This window comes from Spirillospora sp. NPDC052269 (genome assembly GCF_040679435.1).
In the GTDB taxonomy this organism is placed as follows: domain Bacteria; phylum Actinomycetota; class Actinomycetes; order Streptosporangiales; family Streptosporangiaceae; genus Spirillospora.
In genome coordinates, this window is the sequence record NZ_JBFAUU010000002.1 from 210,027 (window position 1) to 228,578 (window position 18,552).

Consider the following 18,552-nt stretch of genomic DNA (forward strand, 5'->3'; position numbering starts at 1 on the left):
GGGCGCGGCCGGCGGACGGCGCGGACGGCCGTCTCCCACGCCGCGACCCGAGGGCCGGGGTCGGTCGGGCCGATCACCGCCGCGGGCCGCGGGGACCGGCGGCTCGTTGTGCGCCCGCGCGTGTCGTCCACATCCTATGCGCGCCCGCCGCCGGGTCCGAGTCGCCGGGACGGGCCGGGGGCCGTGGCCCGGCCGATACCCTTGGCGCGACCGGGGCCCACACCTCCGGCTCGACCGGAGGCCCGCGCCTCCGGGCCGATCGGAGGTGATCGCCTCCGCCGCACGCGTCGTCTACGAAAGGTCGGACCTTGAAGCTGCTCGTGACGGGAGGCGCCGGCTACATCGGCAGCGTCGTCTCCGCGCAGTTGCTGGAGGCGGGACACGAGGTGGTCGTGCTGGACGACCTGTCCACCGGGCACGAGGACGCGGTCCCGGCGGGCGCGCGCCTGGTCCGGGGGACGCTGCGCGAGAGCGCCTTCGAGGTGCTGGACGGCGCGGGCTTCGACGCGGTGCTGCACTTCGCGGCCAAGTCGCTGGTCGGCGAGTCGGTGGCGAACCCGGCCAAGTACTGGGACGGCAACGTCGGCGAGTCCCTGGCGCTGTTCGACGCGATGCGGCGGGCCGGGGTCGGCCGGATCGTGTTCTCCTCCACGGCCGCGACCTACGGCGAGCCCGAGTCCACGCCGATCCTGGAGACCGATCCGACGCGTCCGACCAACCCGTACGGGGCGTCGAAGCTCGCGATCGACACGATCCTGACCGAGTACGCCCGGCTGCACGGCTTCGGCGCGGTCTCGCTGCGCTACTTCAACGTCGCCGGGGCCCTCGACGGCCAGGGCGAGCGGCACACGATCGAGACCCACCTGATCCCGAACGTCCTGAAGGTCGCGCTCGGCGAGAAGGCCTCGGTGAACATCTTCGGCACCGACTACCCGACCGACGACGGCACCTGCGTCCGCGACTACGTGCACGTCGTCGACCTGGGCCGGGCGCACCTGCTCGCGCTGGACGACACCGAGGCCGGCGCGCACCGGATCTACAACCTGGGCAGCGGCAGCGGCTACTCGGTGAACGAGGTCGTCGAGGTCTGCCGCGCGGTCACCGGGCACCCGATCCCGGCCGAGTACGGGGAGCGCCGTCCGGGCGACCCGGCCGTGCTGGTCGCCTCGTCCGAGAAGATCAACGCGGCGCTCGGCTGGAAGCCCGAGCGGGACCTGACCCGGATGGTCGCCGACGCCTGGGCCTTCGCCCGCCGCTGAGCGGGTCCGGCCAGGGCCGGGCGCCGACGCCCGGTTCGCACGTTTTCGTAGGAGTACGCCATGTCCACCCCCACTCCCTCGGCGCTCGCCGCCGCCTTCGCCGACGCGTTCGGGCACGCCCCCGAGGGCGTCTGGCACGCGCCCGGCCGGGTCAACCTGATCGGTGAGCACACCGACTACAACGACGGCCTGGTGCTGCCGTTCGCGCTGCCCCTCGGCGTCATGGTCGCCGCGTCCCGGCGGGACGACGACCTGGTCGAGGTGCGCTCGCTGCAGGTGGACGGCATGGTCACCGCGCCGCTGTCCGGCGCGCCGGGCGACGTCCGGGGGTGGGCGGCCTATCCGGTCGGCATGGCCCGGGTGCTGCGCGAGCACGGCGTGGGCGGGGCGACCCTGCTGATCGACTCGGACCTGCCGCAGGGCGCGGGCCTGTCGTCCTCGGCGGCGCTGGAGTGCGCGACGGCGATCGCGCTCTGCGACCTGCACGGCGTGGAGATCGCGCCCGCCGAGCTGGCCCGGCTGGCCCAGCGCGCCGAGAACGAGCACGTCGGCGTGCCCAGCGGGATCATGGACCAGTCGGCCTCGATGCTGTCCACGGCGGGCAGCGCCCTGATGCTCGACTGCCGGACGGGCCTGACCGCGAACGTCCCGTTCGCGCCGGGCGACGCCGGGCTCACCCTGATGGTGATCGACACCCGCGCCTCGCACGAGCTGACGGGCGGCGAGTACGGGCAGCGCCGCGCCGAGTGCGAGAAGGCCGCCGCGATCCTGGGCGTGGACGCCCTGCGCGACGTCAAGGACCTGCCCGCCGCCCTGGGACGGCTCTCCGACCCGGTGCTGCGGCGGCGCGTCCAGCACGTGGTGACCGAGAACCACCGCGTCGAGGCCACCGTGGGCCTGCTGCGCGCGGGTGCGGTCGCGGAGATCGGCGGCCTGCTGCTCGCGTCCCACATGTCCCTGCGCGACCAGTACGAGGTCTCCTGGGACGAGGCGAACGTGGCCGTGGACGAGGCCGTCCGCGCGGGCGCACGAGGCGGACGGATGGTCGGCGGCGGCTTCGGCGGCTCGGTCATCGTCCTCACGCACACCGACCGCGCCGAGCGCGTCCGGGACGGTATCAACGCGGCCTACGCGTCCCGCTCCTGGACTCCCCCGGTCTTCCTCACCGAGACCGCCCCCTCGGCTGGGGCGCACCGGCTCGCCTAGCGGATCGTCGCCACGGCCGCGTTGTTGGACGGGTCGGTGTCGCTCAGGTCGAGCACGGCGGACGCGGCGAGCGTTCCGGAGCTGCCGTGCCCGTGCCTGATGTAGGCGGTGACCGTCCGGCCGTGGCCGGGCCGCAGGTGGCCGAGGAAGCAGCGAAGGTAGCGCCGGAACTCGCCCTTCTGCAGTTCGGGGCACTTGGCGCCGCTCACCTTGACCAGGGTGGCGCCGTGGACGCCGAGGTCCAGGTTCACGTGGCGGGCGTCGCGCGGACCCCGGTCGGCGATGGTCACCCTGACCGGAACGACGGTTCTGGGCCGTCCCTTGTGCGGCCCGTCGAAGCGGACTGCGAGGTCCGTACCGGGCGTGACCGGAACGTCGGCCTCGGCGGTGTCGTCCCGCCGGGCCCGGTCGGACGGGCCGGCGAGGCGGGCCGTGGCGCGCAGCGTCCCGGACGCGCGGGGCCGGACGATCCCCAGGATGTGGACGGCGCGCGAGTGTCCCGCCGCGATCATGGGGAACGAGCAGCGGACCGTCCGGCCGGAGTCGGCGCAGCCGCCCTCCCGCACGCCGACGACGTCCGCGCCGTCCGGGAGCCGCAGCTCGGCCCCGCGCGACCCCGCGCCGGGCCCGGCGTCCCACACGGTCAGCGTGTAGCCGATCAGGTCACCGGCGCGCACCGGACGAGGCGACGCCGACAGCGTCACCCCCAGGTTCGCCACGCGCCCGGCGGCGGGCACCGGCCCCGCCCCTGCGCCGAGCACACCGACGGTCACCCCCGCGCCGGCCATCGCCCGCGCCACCACCCCGAAGAACACGATCCGAAGCCTAGGGGCAACCATCCGTCACCACGCCCTGACACGCACGCCGAGGCCCGGTCCACAGCGGAGAATCCGCCGCGCACCGGACCTTCGCCCTGCTCAGCCCTTGGATTCGAGGTCGGCGGCGATGTGCCGGCGGAGGTCCTGGACGGTGGCGACGGCGTCGGCCTCGTCCAGGGCGGTGAAGCCCTCGATGGCGGCGTCGGCTAGTTCCAGCGCCTCGGGCAGGCGCTCGAGACGCGCGAACAGGCGGGCCTCGTCATAGTCGACACGGGCGGTGTGCCAGGTGACCGCGGCGGGGTTCCCGGGGGGCAGCTCGGCCAGGGCCACGCGGGCCTCGGCCATCTTCTCCAGGGCCTGGTCGACCTGCCGGGCCCACAGGTGGCACAGCGCGGCCCGGCGGCGGCACTCGATGGCGCGGAACGGCTCGCCCGCCCGCGCGAACGCGGCGGCCGCGGCGAGGAAGCGCTCGGCCGCCAGCGCGTCGCTGTCGCGGTCGGTGAGGACGTTCGCGGACTCCTCCAGGAAGTGGCCGACCACGGCGGGCTCGGTCTCGGCGGCGGCGATCCCGGCGAAGGTGTCGGCGGCCGCGACCTCGCCCAGGTCGCGCTGCGCGTTCGCGAGGACCACCTGGGCGCGCGGCCACTCCTCGGCGTCCGGCGCCAGCGCGGCGAGCGCCTCCTCGATCGTCTCGGCGGCCTCCAGCGGACGGCCCGCGCCCAGGTAGGCGGCGGCGAGGTCGACGCGCGCCTGGTCGGCCTCGGCGCTCCGGCCGAAGCCGGTGAACGCGGCGACGGCCTCCACCAGGTCGGGCACCGCGTCGTCGGCGTGCTCCTCGGCGAGCAGGAAGCGGCCTCGCTCCCAGTGCGCGAAGGGGCGCAGGAGCGGCGCGTCCTCGGCGGCGGCGGGGGCGTGCGCGACGGCCTCGTCCAGCGCGGCGTGCACCTCCAGCTCGTTGGTCTCCGGCGCGTGCGCGACGGCCTGCGCGTACATCATGGACGCCTGGGCGAGCCGGTCGCCCTGGCCCGCCTCGCGGAAGGCCTCGCGGGCGGAGCGCAGCGCGGCCTCGGTCTCCTCGTGCCGGCCGAGCACGCCGTGGGCCTGGCCGCGCAGGAAGTCGGCCTCGCCGTCCGGGCCCTCGATGGCCGCGAGGACGGCGAAGGCGGCCTCCGGGTCGCCGCCCGTCAGGTGGAACTGGGCGAGGCGCAGGCGGGAACCGCGGATCCGCTCGGGGTCGGCGTCCAGCCCGGGGAGCCGCTCGACGGCTTCGGTGAGCAGGACGAGCGCCTCATCGCGGCGGTCGAACGTCGTGAGGATCGAGCCGAGGCGGCTGGAGACCGAGAGGGCGCGGGCCGGGGCGCCCGCCTCCTCGAACCATTCCCTGGCCTTCACCCACACGTCGTAGGCGTCCCGCATCGCGCCGGTGTCGGTGAAGCCGGCGCCGAGACCGTCCATGCGGCGGGCGGCGCGCAGCCACTCGGCGGACGTGGCGCCGTCGCCGGGCGGGGTGCCCGGCTCGACGCCGGTGACCTTGTCGAAGCGGGCGTACGCGGCCAGCGCGGCCTTGGAGTCGTGCTCGTGCCAGTGCCGTTCGGCGAGGTCGAGCAGCTCGTCCGGGTCGTCCAGGGCGGACGGGTCGGGCGCCTCGGACGGCAGCGGGACGACCGCGGGCGGGGGCGGCGGCGCGGCGGCGGCGCGGGCGTGCTCGGTCAGCGGCAGGCGCTCGACCAGCGGCTCGGCGTCCAGCATCGCGCGGACCTCGTCGCTCTGGTGGGACGTCCCGTTGCGGGCGTCGAAGCGGGCGGCGAGGTCGAGCGCGAGCCGCTCCAGCTCGACGCGCAGGTCGGGCAGCGCGACGTCCCCGGCGGGACGCTCGGCCGCCTCTGGACGGTGCACGGTCAGGTCGTCCGCGCCGATCTCCGCGAGGCGGCGCAGCAGCAGCCCGCCCGCGGCGGCGAACCGCATCGCCGAGTACGGGCTGGGCGCGCGGTCGAGCCAGCCCAGGTGCCGCTGCAGGATCTCCAGGCCGCGCGGCTCGTTGCCGGTCACCGCGCAGAACCACACGTGGTTGGCGATGTGGCTCATGTCGCCGAGGTTCGGACGGAGCAGCCGGTACGCGCGGCGGTGCGCGTCGCGCGCCTCGGCCAGCCGGCCGGTGCGCAGGTAGACCGGGAGCAGCGTGGTGAGCATGTCCTGCGGCTGCTCGGAGCAGTTCAGCTCGGCGTTCAGCACGGGCGCGGCGACGGCGAGGGCGTCCTCGTACCGGCCGCGGTCGGCCAGGTGGTCGGCCAGCGCGGACGGGTCGCAGCCCTCGCAGTCCGACAGCGCGTCGCGCTCGGCAGCGCGCCACTTGGCGAACAGGTCGTCGGCCGCCTCGACGTCGCCGATGTGCTGGGCCACGACGTGCCGGTAGTGGTGAACGGCCTGGAGGCTGTGCCCGCCGAGCCGGTACCTGCGCTCCATGTCGGACAGGACGGCGCGGGTGCGGTCGAGCGGGATCTCCGGGAACAGCGTCAGCGAGTTGACGATCCACTTCATCTGCCACAGCAGCCGGTGCTCGGCGTCGTGCCGTCCGGGGGCGCGGTCGTACTCGGCCAGGCAGCGGCTGAACGTGGTGAACGCCTTGGCGGGCTCGCCGCCGTACTGGTAGGCGGTGGTGAGCCCCATCCGGACGCGGAACGCGAGCTCGACGTCGGCGGCGGCCTCCGCGCGGCGCAGCGCGTCCTCGACGAGGAGGGTCCGGGCCTCGCCGTAGGGCAGCTCGTCGGCGCGGGCCATCAGCTCGTAGACGTCGGCGGTCACTGGTCGGCCTCCGGGGCGGGGGTGTGCACGGCCCAGTCGAGCAGGCCGAGGAACGAGCGGTTCAGCACGGCGCTGTCGGCCGGACGCAGGGGATGGTGGCCGAGCAGCAGCGCCTGCCCGTACAGCGCCTGCACCGCCACCTCCACCAGGGACGGGTCGGGCAGCGAGGCGATCCGCCGGGTCAGCGGGTTGCGGTGGTTCAGCACCAGCTGCGGACGGTCGGCCGCGGTCATGCCGCCGAGCGCGCCCAGCACGTCCGACCAGAGGTCGTCGGCGAGCTCGCGGGCCTCCTCCAGCTCGGCGCGGTGCTGCGCGGCGCGGCTGGTCAGGTACAGCGCGGGCAGCGATGCCGGGTCGAAGTCGCGGACGACGACCTCGCAGCCGAGCCGCTCGACGGCGCGCTGCGCGGCGGCCAGGAACGGCCGCAGCCGCAGCTCGGTGGCGGGGTCGAGAACGCCGAAATGAGTCGTCAGCTCGGCCGGTTCGAGGCGGCGGAGCCGGGCGTCCGGGTCGATCGAGGGCAGCCGCTCGATGATCTCGGTGTCGTGCACGTAGCCGCCGTTGACCAGGCCGACGCCCTGCGCGCCCGCCACGGCCGACAGGCGCCGGAACTCGTCCACGCCCGTGACGAACCGGGCGTCTGCGTGCCGCCGGCGGAACTCGTTCAGCGTCATCGGCCCGGCGGAGGTCTCGAACTCCAGCCAGCGGTCGACGATGCGGAGCATGTCGTCGTCGTGCAGGGCCATCGCCTTCACGCCGAGCTGGTGCAGCCGCAGGAACGCGCGCATGCGGGACGGGTCGGTCTCGGCGAGCCCGACCAGCCACTGCCGGACGCGCTCGCCGAGCGCCTGCCGGGTCGCGTCGAGCAGCTCGTCCTCGAACAGGGCCTCGCGGCTGGCGGTCGGGCGCAGCTCCCCCGCGTCCACGACGCAGCGGACGAAGAACGCCCACTCGGGCAGCAGGCCCTCGACGTTCTCGGCGAGCAGCATGCGGCGCAGGTACACGCGGTGCGCGCCGCGCGCGGTCGGCGGGACGGCCTGCGGCAGCACGAACGCGACGCCGCTCAGGCCCGCCTCCGGGACGTCGAGGTCGATCACGTCGAACGGCTCGAACCCGAACATGTCGCGGCAGTACGCGTCGAGCGCGCGGCGGCGGCGCGCCGGATCCGGATGGGCGGCGCTCCAGGGCGGGCCGGCACCGGTGATCTTCGTGCCGTCGACGGTCAGGTCGATGGGCAGCAGGCCGCCGTAGGTGCGCGCGAGGTCGGCAACCGTCGCGGGGGCCATCAGGTCGGACGCGCCGGGCCGCGGGCGCAGCGTGACCGTCGTGCCGGGTTCGTCGCGTTCGGCGGGCTCCACCCGGTAGTGGCCGGACGCGTTGCCGATCCAGCGGACGGCCGCGTGCCCATCGCCCGCGCCGTTCAGCTCCGCGCCGTTCAGCTCCGCGCCATTCAGCTCCGTGCCGTCCGGCCCGGCGCCGTTCGCGCCGCCGTTCGTCCCGCCGGTCGCGCCGCCGGGACGCGCCGAGCGGGTCACGACCTCGATCTCGTCCGCGACCAGGAAGGCCGACAGCAGCCCGATGCCGAACTGGCCGAGGAAGTCGGAGCGGGCGAAGCCGAGCTCGTCCCGCTTGGACGACCGGCCGATCGTGGCCAGCAGCCGGTGCACCTCGTCCTCGGTCAGGCCGATGCCGTCGTCGTGGACGCGCAGCGCCCCGCCGCCGGTCTCGATCCGGACCCGTCCGCCGCCCACCGCGCCGAGCACGGAGGGGTCGGGAAGGGCCGCCCGCGCGGTGCCCGCGTCGACCGCGTTCTGCAACAACTCCCGCAGGTAGACCCGGGGACTCGAGTACAGGTGCCTGCTCAGCAGGTCGACCACACCCCGCAGATCGACCTGGAACGCCTGCTCCACCCGAAAAGCCTCCCAATTCGCCCGTTTTGGCACGTCCACGCACCCTAGCGCCAAGCATGCCGCCTCCGACTGACAATTTCGGGGGCCGTTTTTCGCGGAAACGAGAAAACCCCGGGCCCGAAGGCCCGGGGTTTTCCGCCGCGCGGTCAAGTCACGCGGTCAGATCGCGATCGGAACTCGCGAACGACTCGCGCGATCCCGTCCGCGGGAGGTCTCAGATGAGGCCCAGCTCGCGCACGGTGTCGCGCTCCTCGGACAGCTCCTTCACCGAGGCGTCGATGCGGCCGCGCGAGAAGTCGTCGATCTCCAGACCCTGGACGATCTCCCACTTCCCGTCCTTGGTGGTGACCGGGAAGGACGAGATCAGGCCCTCCGGGACGCCGTAGGAACCGTCCGACACGACGGCCATGGAGGTCCAGTCGCCCTCGGCGGTGCCGTTGACCCAGGTGTGGACGTGGTCGAGCGCCGCGGACGCGGCGGACGCGGCCGAGGACGCGCCGCGGGCCTCGATGATCGCCGCGCCGCGCTTGGCGACGGTCGGGATGAAGTCGTTCTCGAGCCAGTTCTGGTCGCCGACGACCTCGGCCGCGGTCTTGCCGCCGATCTCGGCGTGGAACAGGTCCGGGTACTGGGTGGCCGAGTGGTTGCCCCAGATGGTCATCTTCTTGATGTCGGAGACCGTGACGCCGGCCTTCTTCGACAGCTGCGCGAGGGCGCGGTTGTGGTCGAGGCGGGTCATCGCGGTGAAGCGCTCGGCCGGGACGTCCGGGGCGTTCTGCTGCGCGATGAGCGCGTTGGTGTTGGCCGGGTTGCCGACGACGAGGACCTTGATGTCGTCCGCCGCGCCCGCGTTGATGGCCTTGCCCTGCGGGCCGAAGATGCCGCCGTTGGCCTCGAGCAGGTCGCCGCGCTCCATGCCCTTGGAGCGGGGGCGCGCGCCGACGAGCAGGGCGACGTTGGCGCCCTCGAACGCCTTGGTGGCGTCGTCGAAGATCTCGATGCCGGACAGCAGCGGGAACGCGCAGTCGTCCAGCTCCATCGCGGTGCCCTCGGCGGCCTTCACGGCCTGCGGAATCTCCAGCAGCCGCAGCTTGACCGGTACGTCCGCGCCGAGCAGGTGCCCGGACGCGATGCGGAACAGCAGCGCGTAGCCGATCTGGCCCGCGGCTCCGGTGACGGTGACGGAAACTGGCGTGCGCGTCATAGCCTTCTTCATCTCCTGCAGGACGGGGCTCAGGCGGCCGTTCTGGGGATCTCTCGCCATCGAGATATCCGCGAGCCAGGCTATACCTCGCACTCCCCCGCACCGTCCGTCAGGGCCGCGCGGGGCATGACTGACTGCTCACACCCCGCGGGAACCACGGGAAAGGGCGAGGGCCGCCCCGCCGGGTGTCCCGGCAGGGCGGCCCTCTCGCGGCCGGAGGAGATCGTTCCTACACCGAACCATCTCGTTCCGTCCCGCGCGCACGCGGTGGGTCTCCTCAGGCGAGGGTCTCCAGGGCGCGGTTGAACGTGGCGGACGGACGCATCGCGGCCGCGGCCTTGGCCGGGTCCGGACGGAAGTAGCCGCCGAGGTCGACCGGGGAGCCCTGGACGGCGAGCAGCTCGTCCACGATGGTCTGCTCCTGCTCGGCCAGCGTCGCGGCGAGCGGGGCGAACGCGGTCGCGAGCTCGGCGTCCTCGGTCTGGGCGGCCAGCTCACGGGCCCAGTACATGGCCAGGTAGAAGTGGCTGCCGCGGTTGTCGATGCCGCCGAGCCGCCGCGTCGGGGACTTGTTCTCGTTCAGGAACTCGGCGGTCGCGCGGTCGAGCGTGTCGGCCAGGATCTGGGCCCGCGCGTTGCCGGCCGTCCGGGCCAGGTGCTCGAAGCTCGCGGCCAGCGCGAAGAACTCGCCGAGGCTGTCCCAGCGCAGGTAGTTCTCCTTGACCAGCTGCTGGACGTGCTTCGGAGCCGAGCCGCCGGCGCCGGTCTCGAACAGGCCGCCGCCCGCCATCAGCGGGACGATCGACAGCATCTTGGCGCTGGTGCCCAGCTCCAGGATCGGGAACAGGTCGGTGAGGTAGTCGCGCAGCACGTTGCCGGTGACCGAGATGGTGTCCTCACCGCGGCGGATGCGCTCCAGGGAGAACCTCGTGGCCTCGACCGGGGCCATGATCTCGATGGTGAGCCCGTCGGTGTCGTGCTCGGTGAGGTACTTCTCGACCTTCTCGATCAGGACGGCGTCGTGCGCGCGGTCGGCGTCGAGCCAGAACACGGCCGGGTCGCCGGACAGGCGGGCGCGGGTGACGGCCAGCTTGACCCAGTCGCGGACCGGCAGGTCCTTGGTCTGGCACATGCGGAAGATGTCGCCCTCGGCGACCGGCTGCTCGAGGACGACCGAACCCTGCTCGTCCACGACGCGGACGGTGCCGGCCGCGGGGATCTCGAAGGTCTTGTCGTGGCTGCCGTACTCCTCGGCCTTCTGCGCCATCAGGCCGACGTTCGGCACCGAGCCCATGGTGGACGGGTCGAACGCGCCGTGCGCCCGGCAGTCGTCCAGGACGGCCTGGTAGACGCCCGAGTAGCTGGAGTCCGGGAGGACGGCGAGGGTGTCGTGCTCCTGGCCGTCCGGGCCCCACATGTGGCCGGAGGTGCGGATCATCGCGGGCATCGAGGCGTCCACGATGACGTCGCTCGGGACGTGCAGGTTGGTGATGCCGCGGTCGGAGTCGACCATGGCCAGCTCCGGGCCCTCGGCCATCTCGGCCTCGAAGGACGCCTTGATCGCCGCGCCCTCGGGCAGCGCGGGAAGGCCGGACAGGATGGCGCCGAGACCGTCGTTCGGGGACAGCCCGGCCTTGGCCAGGGTCGCGCCGTGGGTCTCGAAGGTCCGCGGGAAGAACGCCTTGACGACGTGGCCGAAGATGATCGGGTCGGAGACCTTCATCATCGTGGCCTTCAGGTGGACCGAGAACAGGACGCCCTCGGCCTTCGCGCGCGCGATCTGCGCGGTCAGGAACTCGCGCAGCGCCGATACTCGCATCACCGACGCGTCGACGACCTCGCCCGCCAGCACGGGCACGGCCTCGCGCAGGACGGTCGTGGCGCCGTCGGCGCCGGCCAGCTCGATGCGCAGCTTGCCGTCGGCCGGGACGACGGCGGACGTCTCGGTGGTGCGGAAGTCGTCGGCGCCCATGGTCGCGACGTTCGTCTTGGAGTCGGCCGTCCAGGCGCCCATGCGGTGCGGGTGCGTCCGGGCGTACTGCTTGACGGCGGCGGGGGCGCGGCGGTCGGAGTTGCCCTGGCGGAGCACCGGGTTCACGGCGCTGCCCTTGACCTTGTCGTAGCGGGCGCGGACGTCGCGCTCCTCGTCGGTCTTCGGGTCGTCGGGGTAGTCCGGCAGCGCGTAGCCCTGGTCGCGCAGCTCGGCGACGGCCGCCTTCAGCTGCGGGATGGACGCCGAGATGTTCGGCAGCTTGATGATGTTGGCCCCGGGGGTCTCGGCGAGGTCGCCGAGCTCGGCGAGCGCGTCACCGACGCGCTGGCCCTCCTCGAGGTACTCCGGGAACACCGCGATGATCCGGCCCGCGAGGGAGATGTCGCGGGTCTCGACCCCCACCCCGGCGGTCGAGGCGTACGCCTCGATCACGGGCAGGAACGAATAGGTCGCCAGGAGCGGGGCCTCGTCGGTATGCGTGTAGATGATCGTCGAGTCTGTCACCCGGGCACTCCCTCATTACATGGCGGCATCATTGCTCGATATCAAGATATCCGGTGTTCCGGGCCCTTCCGGACGGCCTCTGGTGTAGACCAGCGAGCACGTTCCAAGTCGCCCCCGCGGACATGGTCTGACCTGGGGAAACGTCGCGAAAATCAGTGGTGACGACGGGCGTCTGGGCGATGACCCGGGGTCACCGGGCGGCGTGCTTCAGCGCGGGACGACCAGGGCGGTGACGGCGATGGCCACCGCGAACCCGGCCATGATCGTGACGTCCAGCCAGCGCTTGCGGGTCTCCAGCATGCCGACCTGGCTCGGCGGCAGCACCAGCCGGGCGAGCGCGGCCAGCAGGACGGCGGCGGCGAGCAGGCCGGAGCCCTTGCGGAAGTAGTGCAGCGCGCACAGCACGAGGCCGCCCGCGACCCCGGACAGGACGATCAGGTACGGGAGCTGGCCGAGCCAGTTCGGGCCCACACCGCCGCCGCGCGGCGTGCGTCGTCGCCGATGCAGTTGCGTGCTCATGCCGAATAAGTCCCTCGTCCGACGGTCCGTGCGGTTCCCTCCCACCGTAGCGCCGAACGACCATGGGCACGAAGAGCGGACGTCCCGAGCCGGGGGCTCCGCGCTATCGAACACGTGTCGCGGCGGGGCCCGGACCGCTGAATATCGCCCGCCGAGCTACTTTTCCCACGAAAACCGGAGAACACGGAAACCCCTGCGTCATCGGCCCTACTCACCGGTAGGAGGGTGTGACGATCATCGGCACGGGTAACCCGGCAGACAGGGGTCGCTAACTAGCTGGGAGGACTGCCGTGGAGGGGCCGTTCATGCGGATCGAGGACAGCGGACTGGTCATGCCGCTGCGCCCCGACGTAACGACGGTCGGCCGAGGGCGAGGAGTCGACATCCGCCTCGACGACCCGAGTGTGTCCCGTTTGCACGCAGAGATCATTCGGCGCGGCCCGTACGTGTACGTCGTCGACATGGGGCTGTCCCGAAACGGGACCCGTGTCAACGGCCGCCCGATCGCGCGCCGTGTCCTGGAGGACGGTGACGTCGTGAGCTTCGGCACGGCGCGCTGCCGGATGGGGGGAATCCCCCGCGAGGAGGTCGATCCCGACGTCGAGCTGCGGCGCGCCGTGGCACCGGAACTCACCCGCCGCGAGGTCGACGTGCTGACCTCGCTGTGCCGTCCCGCCCTGTCGGACGAGGCGTTCGTCGCACCGGCCACCGCCCGCGAGATCGCCGCCGACCTGGTGGTGACGGAGGCCGCCGTCAAGCAGCACCTGCTGCGTCTCTACCAGAAGTTCCGCATCCCGGAGGGCGCCAACCGGCGCACCCGGCTGGCCAACGAGGTGATCGCCATGGGCCTGGTCCGGCCGCTGCCGCCTGTGCACGTCCCCCAACAGGGACGCCCACCGGCGGACGCCCGGGCGACCGGCGAGATCCGCCGTCCCGTCCCGCCCCCGCAGGGCGCGACGCACGGCCACCCTCTGAACGGCGGCCCGGGCCGCCACACCACGGCCGCCCGACGGGCGAGTTAGGAAGAGCGGCACGGTCCCGCGGTCGTTCCTGAACCCGGCAGCGCAGGGAACGACCGTGCTTCCCCCCGCCGGGGCCCCTGGCCCCGGCGGGTTCTTCTCATGTCAGGCGCGGGCGGTGGTCTCGGCCAGCTCGACGACGTTGGCGAGGAGCATGGCCCGGGTCATGGGGCCGACGCCGCCGGGGTTCGGGGCCACCCACCCGGCGACCTCGCGGACGTTCTCGGCGACGTCGCCGGCGAGCTTGCCGTCCACGCGGGAGACGCCGACGTCCAGGACGGCCGCGCCGGGCTTGACCATGTCGGCGGTGATCAGGCCGGGGACGCCCGCGGCGGCGACGATGATGTCGGCCTTGCGGGTGTGCGCGGCCAGGTCGCGGGTGCCGGTGTGGCAGAGGGTGACCGTCGCGTTCTCGGTGCGGCGGGTCATCAGGAGGCCGAGCGAGCGGCCGACGGTGATGCCGCGGCCGACGACCACGACCTCGGCGCCCGCGATCGGCACCTCGAAGCGGCGCAGCAGCTCGACGATGCCCTTGGGCGTGCAGGGCAGCGAGCCGGGCTGCATGAGGGTGAGGCGGCCGAGGCTGATCGGCGCGAGGCCGTCGGCGTCCTTGGCCGGGTCGATCATCTCCAGCACGCGGAACTCGTCCAGGCCCTTGGGCAGCGGCAGCTGGACGATGTAGCCGGTGCAGGCCGGGTCCTCGTTCAGCTCGCGGACGGCCCGCTCCACCTCGTCCTGCGTGGCGGTGGCGGGCAGGTCGCGGCGGATCGACTCGATGCCGACCTCGGCGCAGTCGCGGTGCTTCATGTTGACGTAGGCCTGGCTGCCCGGGTCGTCCCCGACCAGGATCGTGCCGAGCCCGACGTTCACGCCGCGCTCCTTCAGCGCCGCGACGCGCACCGTCAGGTCGGCGCGGATCTCCGCCGCCGTGGCCTTGCCGTCCAGGATGTTCGCGGTCATCGGTACCTCCGCGGGATCTCGCCGAGGCCACGCGCACGCCCCGGTCTGCGAATCTCCGTCCACCCAGGCGCGCGGTGTCCGGACCGTTCCGCTCCCCGGTGGTCGAATCCACCTTGAACTGCGCCAGTCGCGTCCGGCCCATGCTACCGGCAGGTTCGCGGATCGGACGTTCCGATCTTCGGCCGCCGGCGCGGAGTGGTTTTCCGAAATCTGTCCGAAGTGGCCGTTTCGGGTGTCTGATTTCGCACCTAACGTCGGTGTCATGAACGACGCGTGGTACGAACGTCCCGTCCTGACCGGCCGATACGTGCGGCTGGAGCCGCTCTCCCAGGAGCACGCCGAGGGGCTGCTGGAGGCCGGCAAGGACCCCGAGGTGTGGCGCTGGCTCAGCACGCGGCAGCCGGCCGATCTGGACGGGATGCGGGCGTTCGTCGCGGACGCGCTGGCGGCCTGCGAGCGGCGCGAGCGGCTGGCGTGGGCGCAGATCGACGTGGCGACCGGAGAAGTCGCGGGGACGACGTCCTTCTACGAGATCGACCCGAAGAACCGGAACCTGTACATCGGGTACACCTGGATCGGGTCGCGCTGGCAGCGGACGGGCCTGAACACCGAGTCCAAGCTGCTGCTCCTGGAACGGGCGTTCGACGAGCTGGGGGCGGTGCGGGTCGGCTGGCACACCGACCGGCTGAACGAGCGGTCGCGCGCGGCGATCCAGCGGCTCGGCGCATCCTTCGAGGGCTTCCACCGCAAGCACCGGATCCGCCCGGACGGCACGTTCCGCGACACCGCCACCTACGCGATGATCGACACCGAGTGGCCGGAGGTCAGGGCGGCGCTGCGGTCGCGGCTTCGCTGACGGCCCGCGGGTCGGCGGCTCAGAGGAAGAGGCCGGTCCAAGTCCTGAGGGCCGGTCAGTCCTGGGGGCCGCTCCGAGTCCTGGGGGCCGGTCAGTCCTGAGGGGCGGTCAATCCTGAGGGGCGGTCAGTCCTGGTCGGGGCGGCCGCGCCGGGCGAGGAGCCGGTCGGTGCCGAGCCAGCCGAGGCGGGCGGCGAGCATCGCCGCGCCGGCGGCGGCGATCAGGGCGACGACCTGCCGGGACTCCGAGATCAACACCGGGGCCTGGAGGACGGATCCCAGCACGAGGCTGACGAGGTATTCCATGCGCGGTTCTCCCAAGCGAGGGCCGCGCGAGGGGCGGGAATGCGTAAGGTGACGCGGCCTCGATCGAGGCTAAGCGAACCGGAGAGTAAAACCCGCCAAGATCAGAACGACCCCGGTGGCCGCGCGGCCACCGGGGTCGTTCCGTCGATGATCAGTGGAAGAAGTGCCGGACACCCGTGAAGTACATGGTGATCCCGGCCTTCTCGGCCGTCTCGACCGCCTGCTCGTCCCGGATCGAGCCGCCCGGCTGGACGACCGCCGTGACGCCGGCCTCGATGAGGATCTCCAGGCCGTCCGGGAAGGGGAAGAACGCGTCGGACGCGGCGACCGCGCCCCGCGAGCGCTCCTCACCCGCGCGGGCGACGGCCAGGCGGGCCGAGTCGACCCGGTTGACCTGCCCCATCCCGACGCCGACGGTCGCGCCGTCCTTGGCGAGCAGGATCGCGTTGGACTTGACCGGACGGCACGCCTTCCAGGCGAACGCCAGGTCGCGCAGGGTCGCCTCGTCCGCCGGGGTTCCGGTCTTCAGCTCCCAGTTCGCCGGGTCGTCGCCGTCGGCGTCCACCCGGTCGACGGTCTGGATCAGCAGGCCGCCGTCGATCCGGCGGGACTCGGTCGGCTTGGCCGGGCCGTCCGGGCAGACCAGCAGCCGGACGTTCTTGAAGCGCTCCGTGAGGATGGTCACAGCCTCGGCGTCGAAGGACGGCGCGACCACGACCTCGGCGTAGCTGCCGGTGATCTGCTGGGCCATCGCGGCGCTGACCGGCCGGTTCGCGGCGATCACGCCGCCGTAGGCCGACGTCGGGTCGCACTCCAGGGCCTTGCGGTGCGCGTCCGCGATGTCCGGGCCGACCGCCACGCCGCACGGGTTGGCGTGCTTGATGATCGCGACGCAGGGCTCGGCGAAGTCGTAGGCGGCGCGGTGCGCGGCGTCGGTGTCGACGTAGTTGTTGTACGACATCTCCTTGCCGTACAGCTGCTCGGCGTTCGCGAGGCCGCCCTGGGCGCCCGGGTCGGTGTAGAGCGCGGCCTTCTGGTGCGGGTTCTCGCCGTAGCGCAGCGGGTTCTTGCGCTCCCAGGTCGCGCCCGCGAAGTCGGGCCAGCCGGTCTCGGCGGCCTCGGCGTCCGGCGCGTAGGACGAGGCGAACCACGACGCCACGGCCACGTCGTAGGACGCGGTGTGGGAGAACGCCTGAGCGGCCAGGCGGCGGCGCTCCTCGAGCGTGAACCCGCCCGCCCGCACGGCCGAAAGCACCTCGTCGTACCGCTCGGGCGAGACGACGACGGCGACGCTGGCGTGGTTCTTGGCGGCGGCGCGGACCATGGTCGGGCCGCCGATGTCGATCTGCTCGACGCACTCGTCCGGCTTCGCCCCGGACGCCACGGTGTCGGAGAACGGGTAGAGGTTCACCACCGCGAGGTCGAACGGCTCGACGTGCAGGTCGTCGAGCTGCTGGAGGTGGTCGTCCTTGCGCCGGTCGGCGAGCAGGCCCGCGTGCACCTTCGGGTGCAGCGTCTTGACCCGCCCGTCCAGGCACTCGGGGAACCCGGTGAGCTTCTCCACCTTCATCACCGGGACGCCCGCGGCGGCGATCCGCCCGGCCGTGGAGCCGGTCGAGACGATCTCCACCCCCGCCTCGTGCAACCCCTTGGCGAGCTGCTCCAGCCCCGTCTTGTCGTACACGCTGATCAGCGCGCGCCTGATAGCCACCCGACTCACCGGCCGAGCTCCCCTCAATCGTCAGCGGACGTGTTGCACGTACTGCTTGCCATCGCACTGCACTTCATCGGGCACTGCATTTCACGGAGCACTGCACTTCATGGAGACCCGCCTGCCCTCGGCGGTCCAGCCGTCCCGGGAGAGCCGGCCGACGACGTCCACCAGGAGGCGGCGCTCCACCTGCTTGATGCGCTCATGCAGGGAGTCCTCGTCGTCATGCCGGAGCACCTGGACGGCCTCCTGGGCGATGACGGGTCCGGTGTCCACGCCTTCGTCGACGAAATGCACGGTACAGCCCGTCACCTTGACCCCGTAGGCCAGGGCGTCCCGGACGGCGTGGGCGCCGGGGAAGGAGGGCAGCAGCGCGGGGTGGGTGTTGACCGTCCGGCCGCCGAACCGGGACAGGAACGCGGGGCCGAGGATCTTCATGAACCCCGCGGAGACCACCAGGTCCGGCTCGTGCGCGGCGACGGCGTCGGCGAGGGCCGCGTCCCAGTCCGCGCGGTCGGCGAAATCGGGGATCCGCAGGGTGAAGGAGGGGAGCCCCGCCTCGTGCGCGCGCGTCAGGCCGGCGATACCGTCCCGGTCAGCGCCCACAGCAACGACGGACGCCCCGTAGGCTGGATCTGCGCACGCGTCGAGGAGCGCCTGTAGGTTGGTCCCCGCGCCGGAGACGAGGACGACGAGCCGGGCGGACACCATGACTCCTCAGCGGTGACGTCGGGGCGGATCGGGCGACCCAAAGCCTATCGGCCCTGCTCCGCGCGCATGACCCGGCTTCACGGTGAGGCCACCGGCCCGCGCACGGGACCCTTGTGCGCCCATACCGACCGATCACGCCAGCGGGGGGACGAGAAAGTGAACGACCAGCCGGGGACGTCCGGACAGCCGACCGGGCAGCCGACCGGCCAGGACCCGTGGCGGCAGCCCGAGCCGCAGGGCCCGCAGCCGGGCGGCACGCTCCCGCCGGGACCGGCCGAGCAGGCCGCCCGCCGCGCGCTGTGGCTCGGCGTCGGCTCGCTGGTGATCACCCTGTTCTTCTGGCCGTTCGGCTTGGCGCTGGGCATCGCGGCGCTCGTGGTCGGGGTCAAGGCCAGGCGGCTGGCCACCGGCCGTCCGGGCGCCCTGCCCGGCCTCACCGGCGGCATGGTCACCGGAGCGATCTCGGTGGTCCTGGGCGTCCTGATGCTCGGTTTCGCCGTCTACCTGTGGCCTGAGGTCACCGGCCTGGAGAACTGCAAGTCCACGGCCAACACGCAGACCGACCGCCAGGCGTGCGAGGACAAGTGGCTCCCCGAGATCGCGCGCAAGCTGCACGTGCGCACCTCGGACCTCGACCCGCTGAAGGGCATGCTCTAACCCCGGAACGACCGGACGGGCCGGAACCGCGTGAGCGGTTCCGGCGGACCGTTCCCCGACGTCCCCGTCCTGGTGACCTCCGGCGACCTCGACGCCAACACCCCCACCGAGACAGGCC

15 protein-coding genes and 1 riboswitch are annotated in these 18,552 nt (G+C 73.0%); of the genes, 5 read left to right on the forward strand and 10 right to left on the reverse strand.

From position 1 onward, the window contains the following. The first annotated feature begins 308 nt into the window (after window positions 1–308). Together galE and galK are read left to right on the forward strand one after the other, a co-directional pair. A complete protein-coding gene (galE, locus tag AB0L06_RS04350; RefSeq protein ID WP_500229487.1) occupies window positions 309–1,259 on the forward strand; it encodes a UDP-glucose 4-epimerase GalE in 951 nt (316 codons plus the stop codon). A gap of 60 nt (window positions 1,260–1,319) precedes the next feature. Then, complete coding sequence (gene galK, locus AB0L06_RS04355) at window positions 1,320–2,465, forward strand: galactokinase (RefSeq protein WP_500229488.1); 1,146 nt, start codon at window positions 1,320–1,322, stop codon at window positions 2,463–2,465. Here galK and AB0L06_RS04360 read toward each other — a convergent pair. From AB0L06_RS04360 to AB0L06_RS04385, 6 genes are all read right to left on the reverse strand, one after another. Next, on the reverse strand, window positions 2,462–3,280 hold the full coding sequence (locus tag AB0L06_RS04360; protein ID WP_500229489.1) for a COG1361 family protein: 819 nt from the start codon (window positions 3,278–3,280) through the stop codon (window positions 2,462–2,464). The two genes, galK and AB0L06_RS04360, sit on opposite strands and share 4 nt — an antisense overlap. A gap of 102 nt (window positions 3,281–3,382) precedes the next feature. Beyond that, window positions 3,383–6,085, reverse strand: a complete 2,703-nt coding sequence (locus AB0L06_RS04365; protein WP_500229490.1) for a hypothetical protein — start codon at window positions 6,083–6,085, stop codon at window positions 3,383–3,385. Beyond that, window positions 6,082–7,995, reverse strand: coding sequence for an HSP90 family protein (locus AB0L06_RS04370; RefSeq protein ID WP_500229491.1), 1,914 nt, complete (start codon window positions 7,993–7,995; stop codon window positions 6,082–6,084). Before AB0L06_RS04370 ends, AB0L06_RS04365 begins: the two co-directional genes overlap by 4 nt. 214 nt (window positions 7,996–8,209) lie before the next feature. Next, window positions 8,210–9,199 (reverse strand): malate dehydrogenase, encoded by a 990-nt coding sequence (locus AB0L06_RS04375; RefSeq protein WP_500229868.1) that lies wholly within the window; start codon window positions 9,197–9,199, stop codon window positions 8,210–8,212. Between the two features lie 277 nt (window positions 9,200–9,476). Further along, the gene (locus AB0L06_RS04380; RefSeq protein WP_500229492.1) at window positions 9,477–11,696 is read right to left on the reverse strand and encodes an NADP-dependent isocitrate dehydrogenase; all 2,220 of its coding nucleotides are present in this window, start codon (window positions 11,694–11,696) and stop codon (window positions 9,477–9,479) included. A gap of 207 nt (window positions 11,697–11,903) precedes the next feature. After that, a complete protein-coding gene (locus AB0L06_RS04385) occupies window positions 11,904–12,215 on the reverse strand; it encodes a DUF3017 domain-containing protein (RefSeq protein WP_500229493.1) in 312 nt (103 codons plus the stop codon). A 290-nt stretch (window positions 12,216–12,505) separates the two neighbouring features. Here AB0L06_RS04385 and AB0L06_RS04390 point away from each other — a divergent pair, with 290 nt between their 5' ends. Beyond that, window positions 12,506–13,237, forward strand: a complete 732-nt coding sequence (locus AB0L06_RS04390) for an FHA domain-containing protein (protein ID WP_500229494.1) — start codon at window positions 12,506–12,508, stop codon at window positions 13,235–13,237. A 102-nt stretch (window positions 13,238–13,339) separates the two neighbouring features. Here the strand turns inward: AB0L06_RS04390 and AB0L06_RS04395 are convergent, their stop codons facing one another. Beyond that, window positions 13,340–14,194, reverse strand: coding sequence for a bifunctional methylenetetrahydrofolate dehydrogenase/methenyltetrahydrofolate cyclohydrolase (locus AB0L06_RS04395; protein ID WP_500229495.1), 855 nt, complete (start codon window positions 14,192–14,194; stop codon window positions 13,340–13,342). Window positions 14,195–14,248: 54 nt separating this feature from the next. After that, a riboswitch (ZMP/ZTP riboswitch) is annotated at window positions 14,249–14,335 on the reverse strand. 121 nt (window positions 14,336–14,456) lie between these two features. On the opposite strand from AB0L06_RS04395, the gene AB0L06_RS04400 reads away from it, so the two are divergent. After that, entirely contained in the window at window positions 14,457–15,050 is a 594-nt protein-coding gene (locus AB0L06_RS04400; protein WP_500229496.1) for a GNAT family N-acetyltransferase, read from the forward strand. Between the two features lie 125 nt (window positions 15,051–15,175). Here the strand turns inward: AB0L06_RS04400 and AB0L06_RS04405 are convergent, their stop codons facing one another. The 3 genes from AB0L06_RS04405 to purN all read right to left on the reverse strand — a co-directional run bounded on the left by AB0L06_RS04405 (window position 15,176) and on the right by purN (window position 17,777). Beyond that, the gene (locus AB0L06_RS04405; RefSeq protein ID WP_500229497.1) at window positions 15,176–15,355 is read right to left on the reverse strand and encodes a hypothetical protein; all 180 of its coding nucleotides are present in this window, start codon (window positions 15,353–15,355) and stop codon (window positions 15,176–15,178) included. A 151-nt stretch (window positions 15,356–15,506) separates the two neighbouring features. Next, window positions 15,507–17,075 (reverse strand): bifunctional phosphoribosylaminoimidazolecarboxamide formyltransferase/IMP cyclohydrolase, encoded by a 1,569-nt coding sequence (gene purH / locus AB0L06_RS04410; protein ID WP_500229498.1) that lies wholly within the window; start codon window positions 17,073–17,075, stop codon window positions 15,507–15,509. A gap of 81 nt (window positions 17,076–17,156) precedes the next feature. Continuing rightward, the gene (purN, locus tag AB0L06_RS04415; RefSeq protein ID WP_500229499.1) at window positions 17,157–17,777 is read right to left on the reverse strand and encodes a phosphoribosylglycinamide formyltransferase; all 621 of its coding nucleotides are present in this window, start codon (window positions 17,775–17,777) and stop codon (window positions 17,157–17,159) included. Window positions 17,778–17,933: 156 nt separating this feature from the next. On the opposite strand from purN, the gene AB0L06_RS04420 reads away from it, so the two are divergent. Then, window positions 17,934–18,434, forward strand: a complete 501-nt coding sequence (locus AB0L06_RS04420) for a hypothetical protein (protein ID WP_500229500.1) — start codon at window positions 17,934–17,936, stop codon at window positions 18,432–18,434. Window positions 18,435–18,552: the final 118 nt, after the last annotated feature.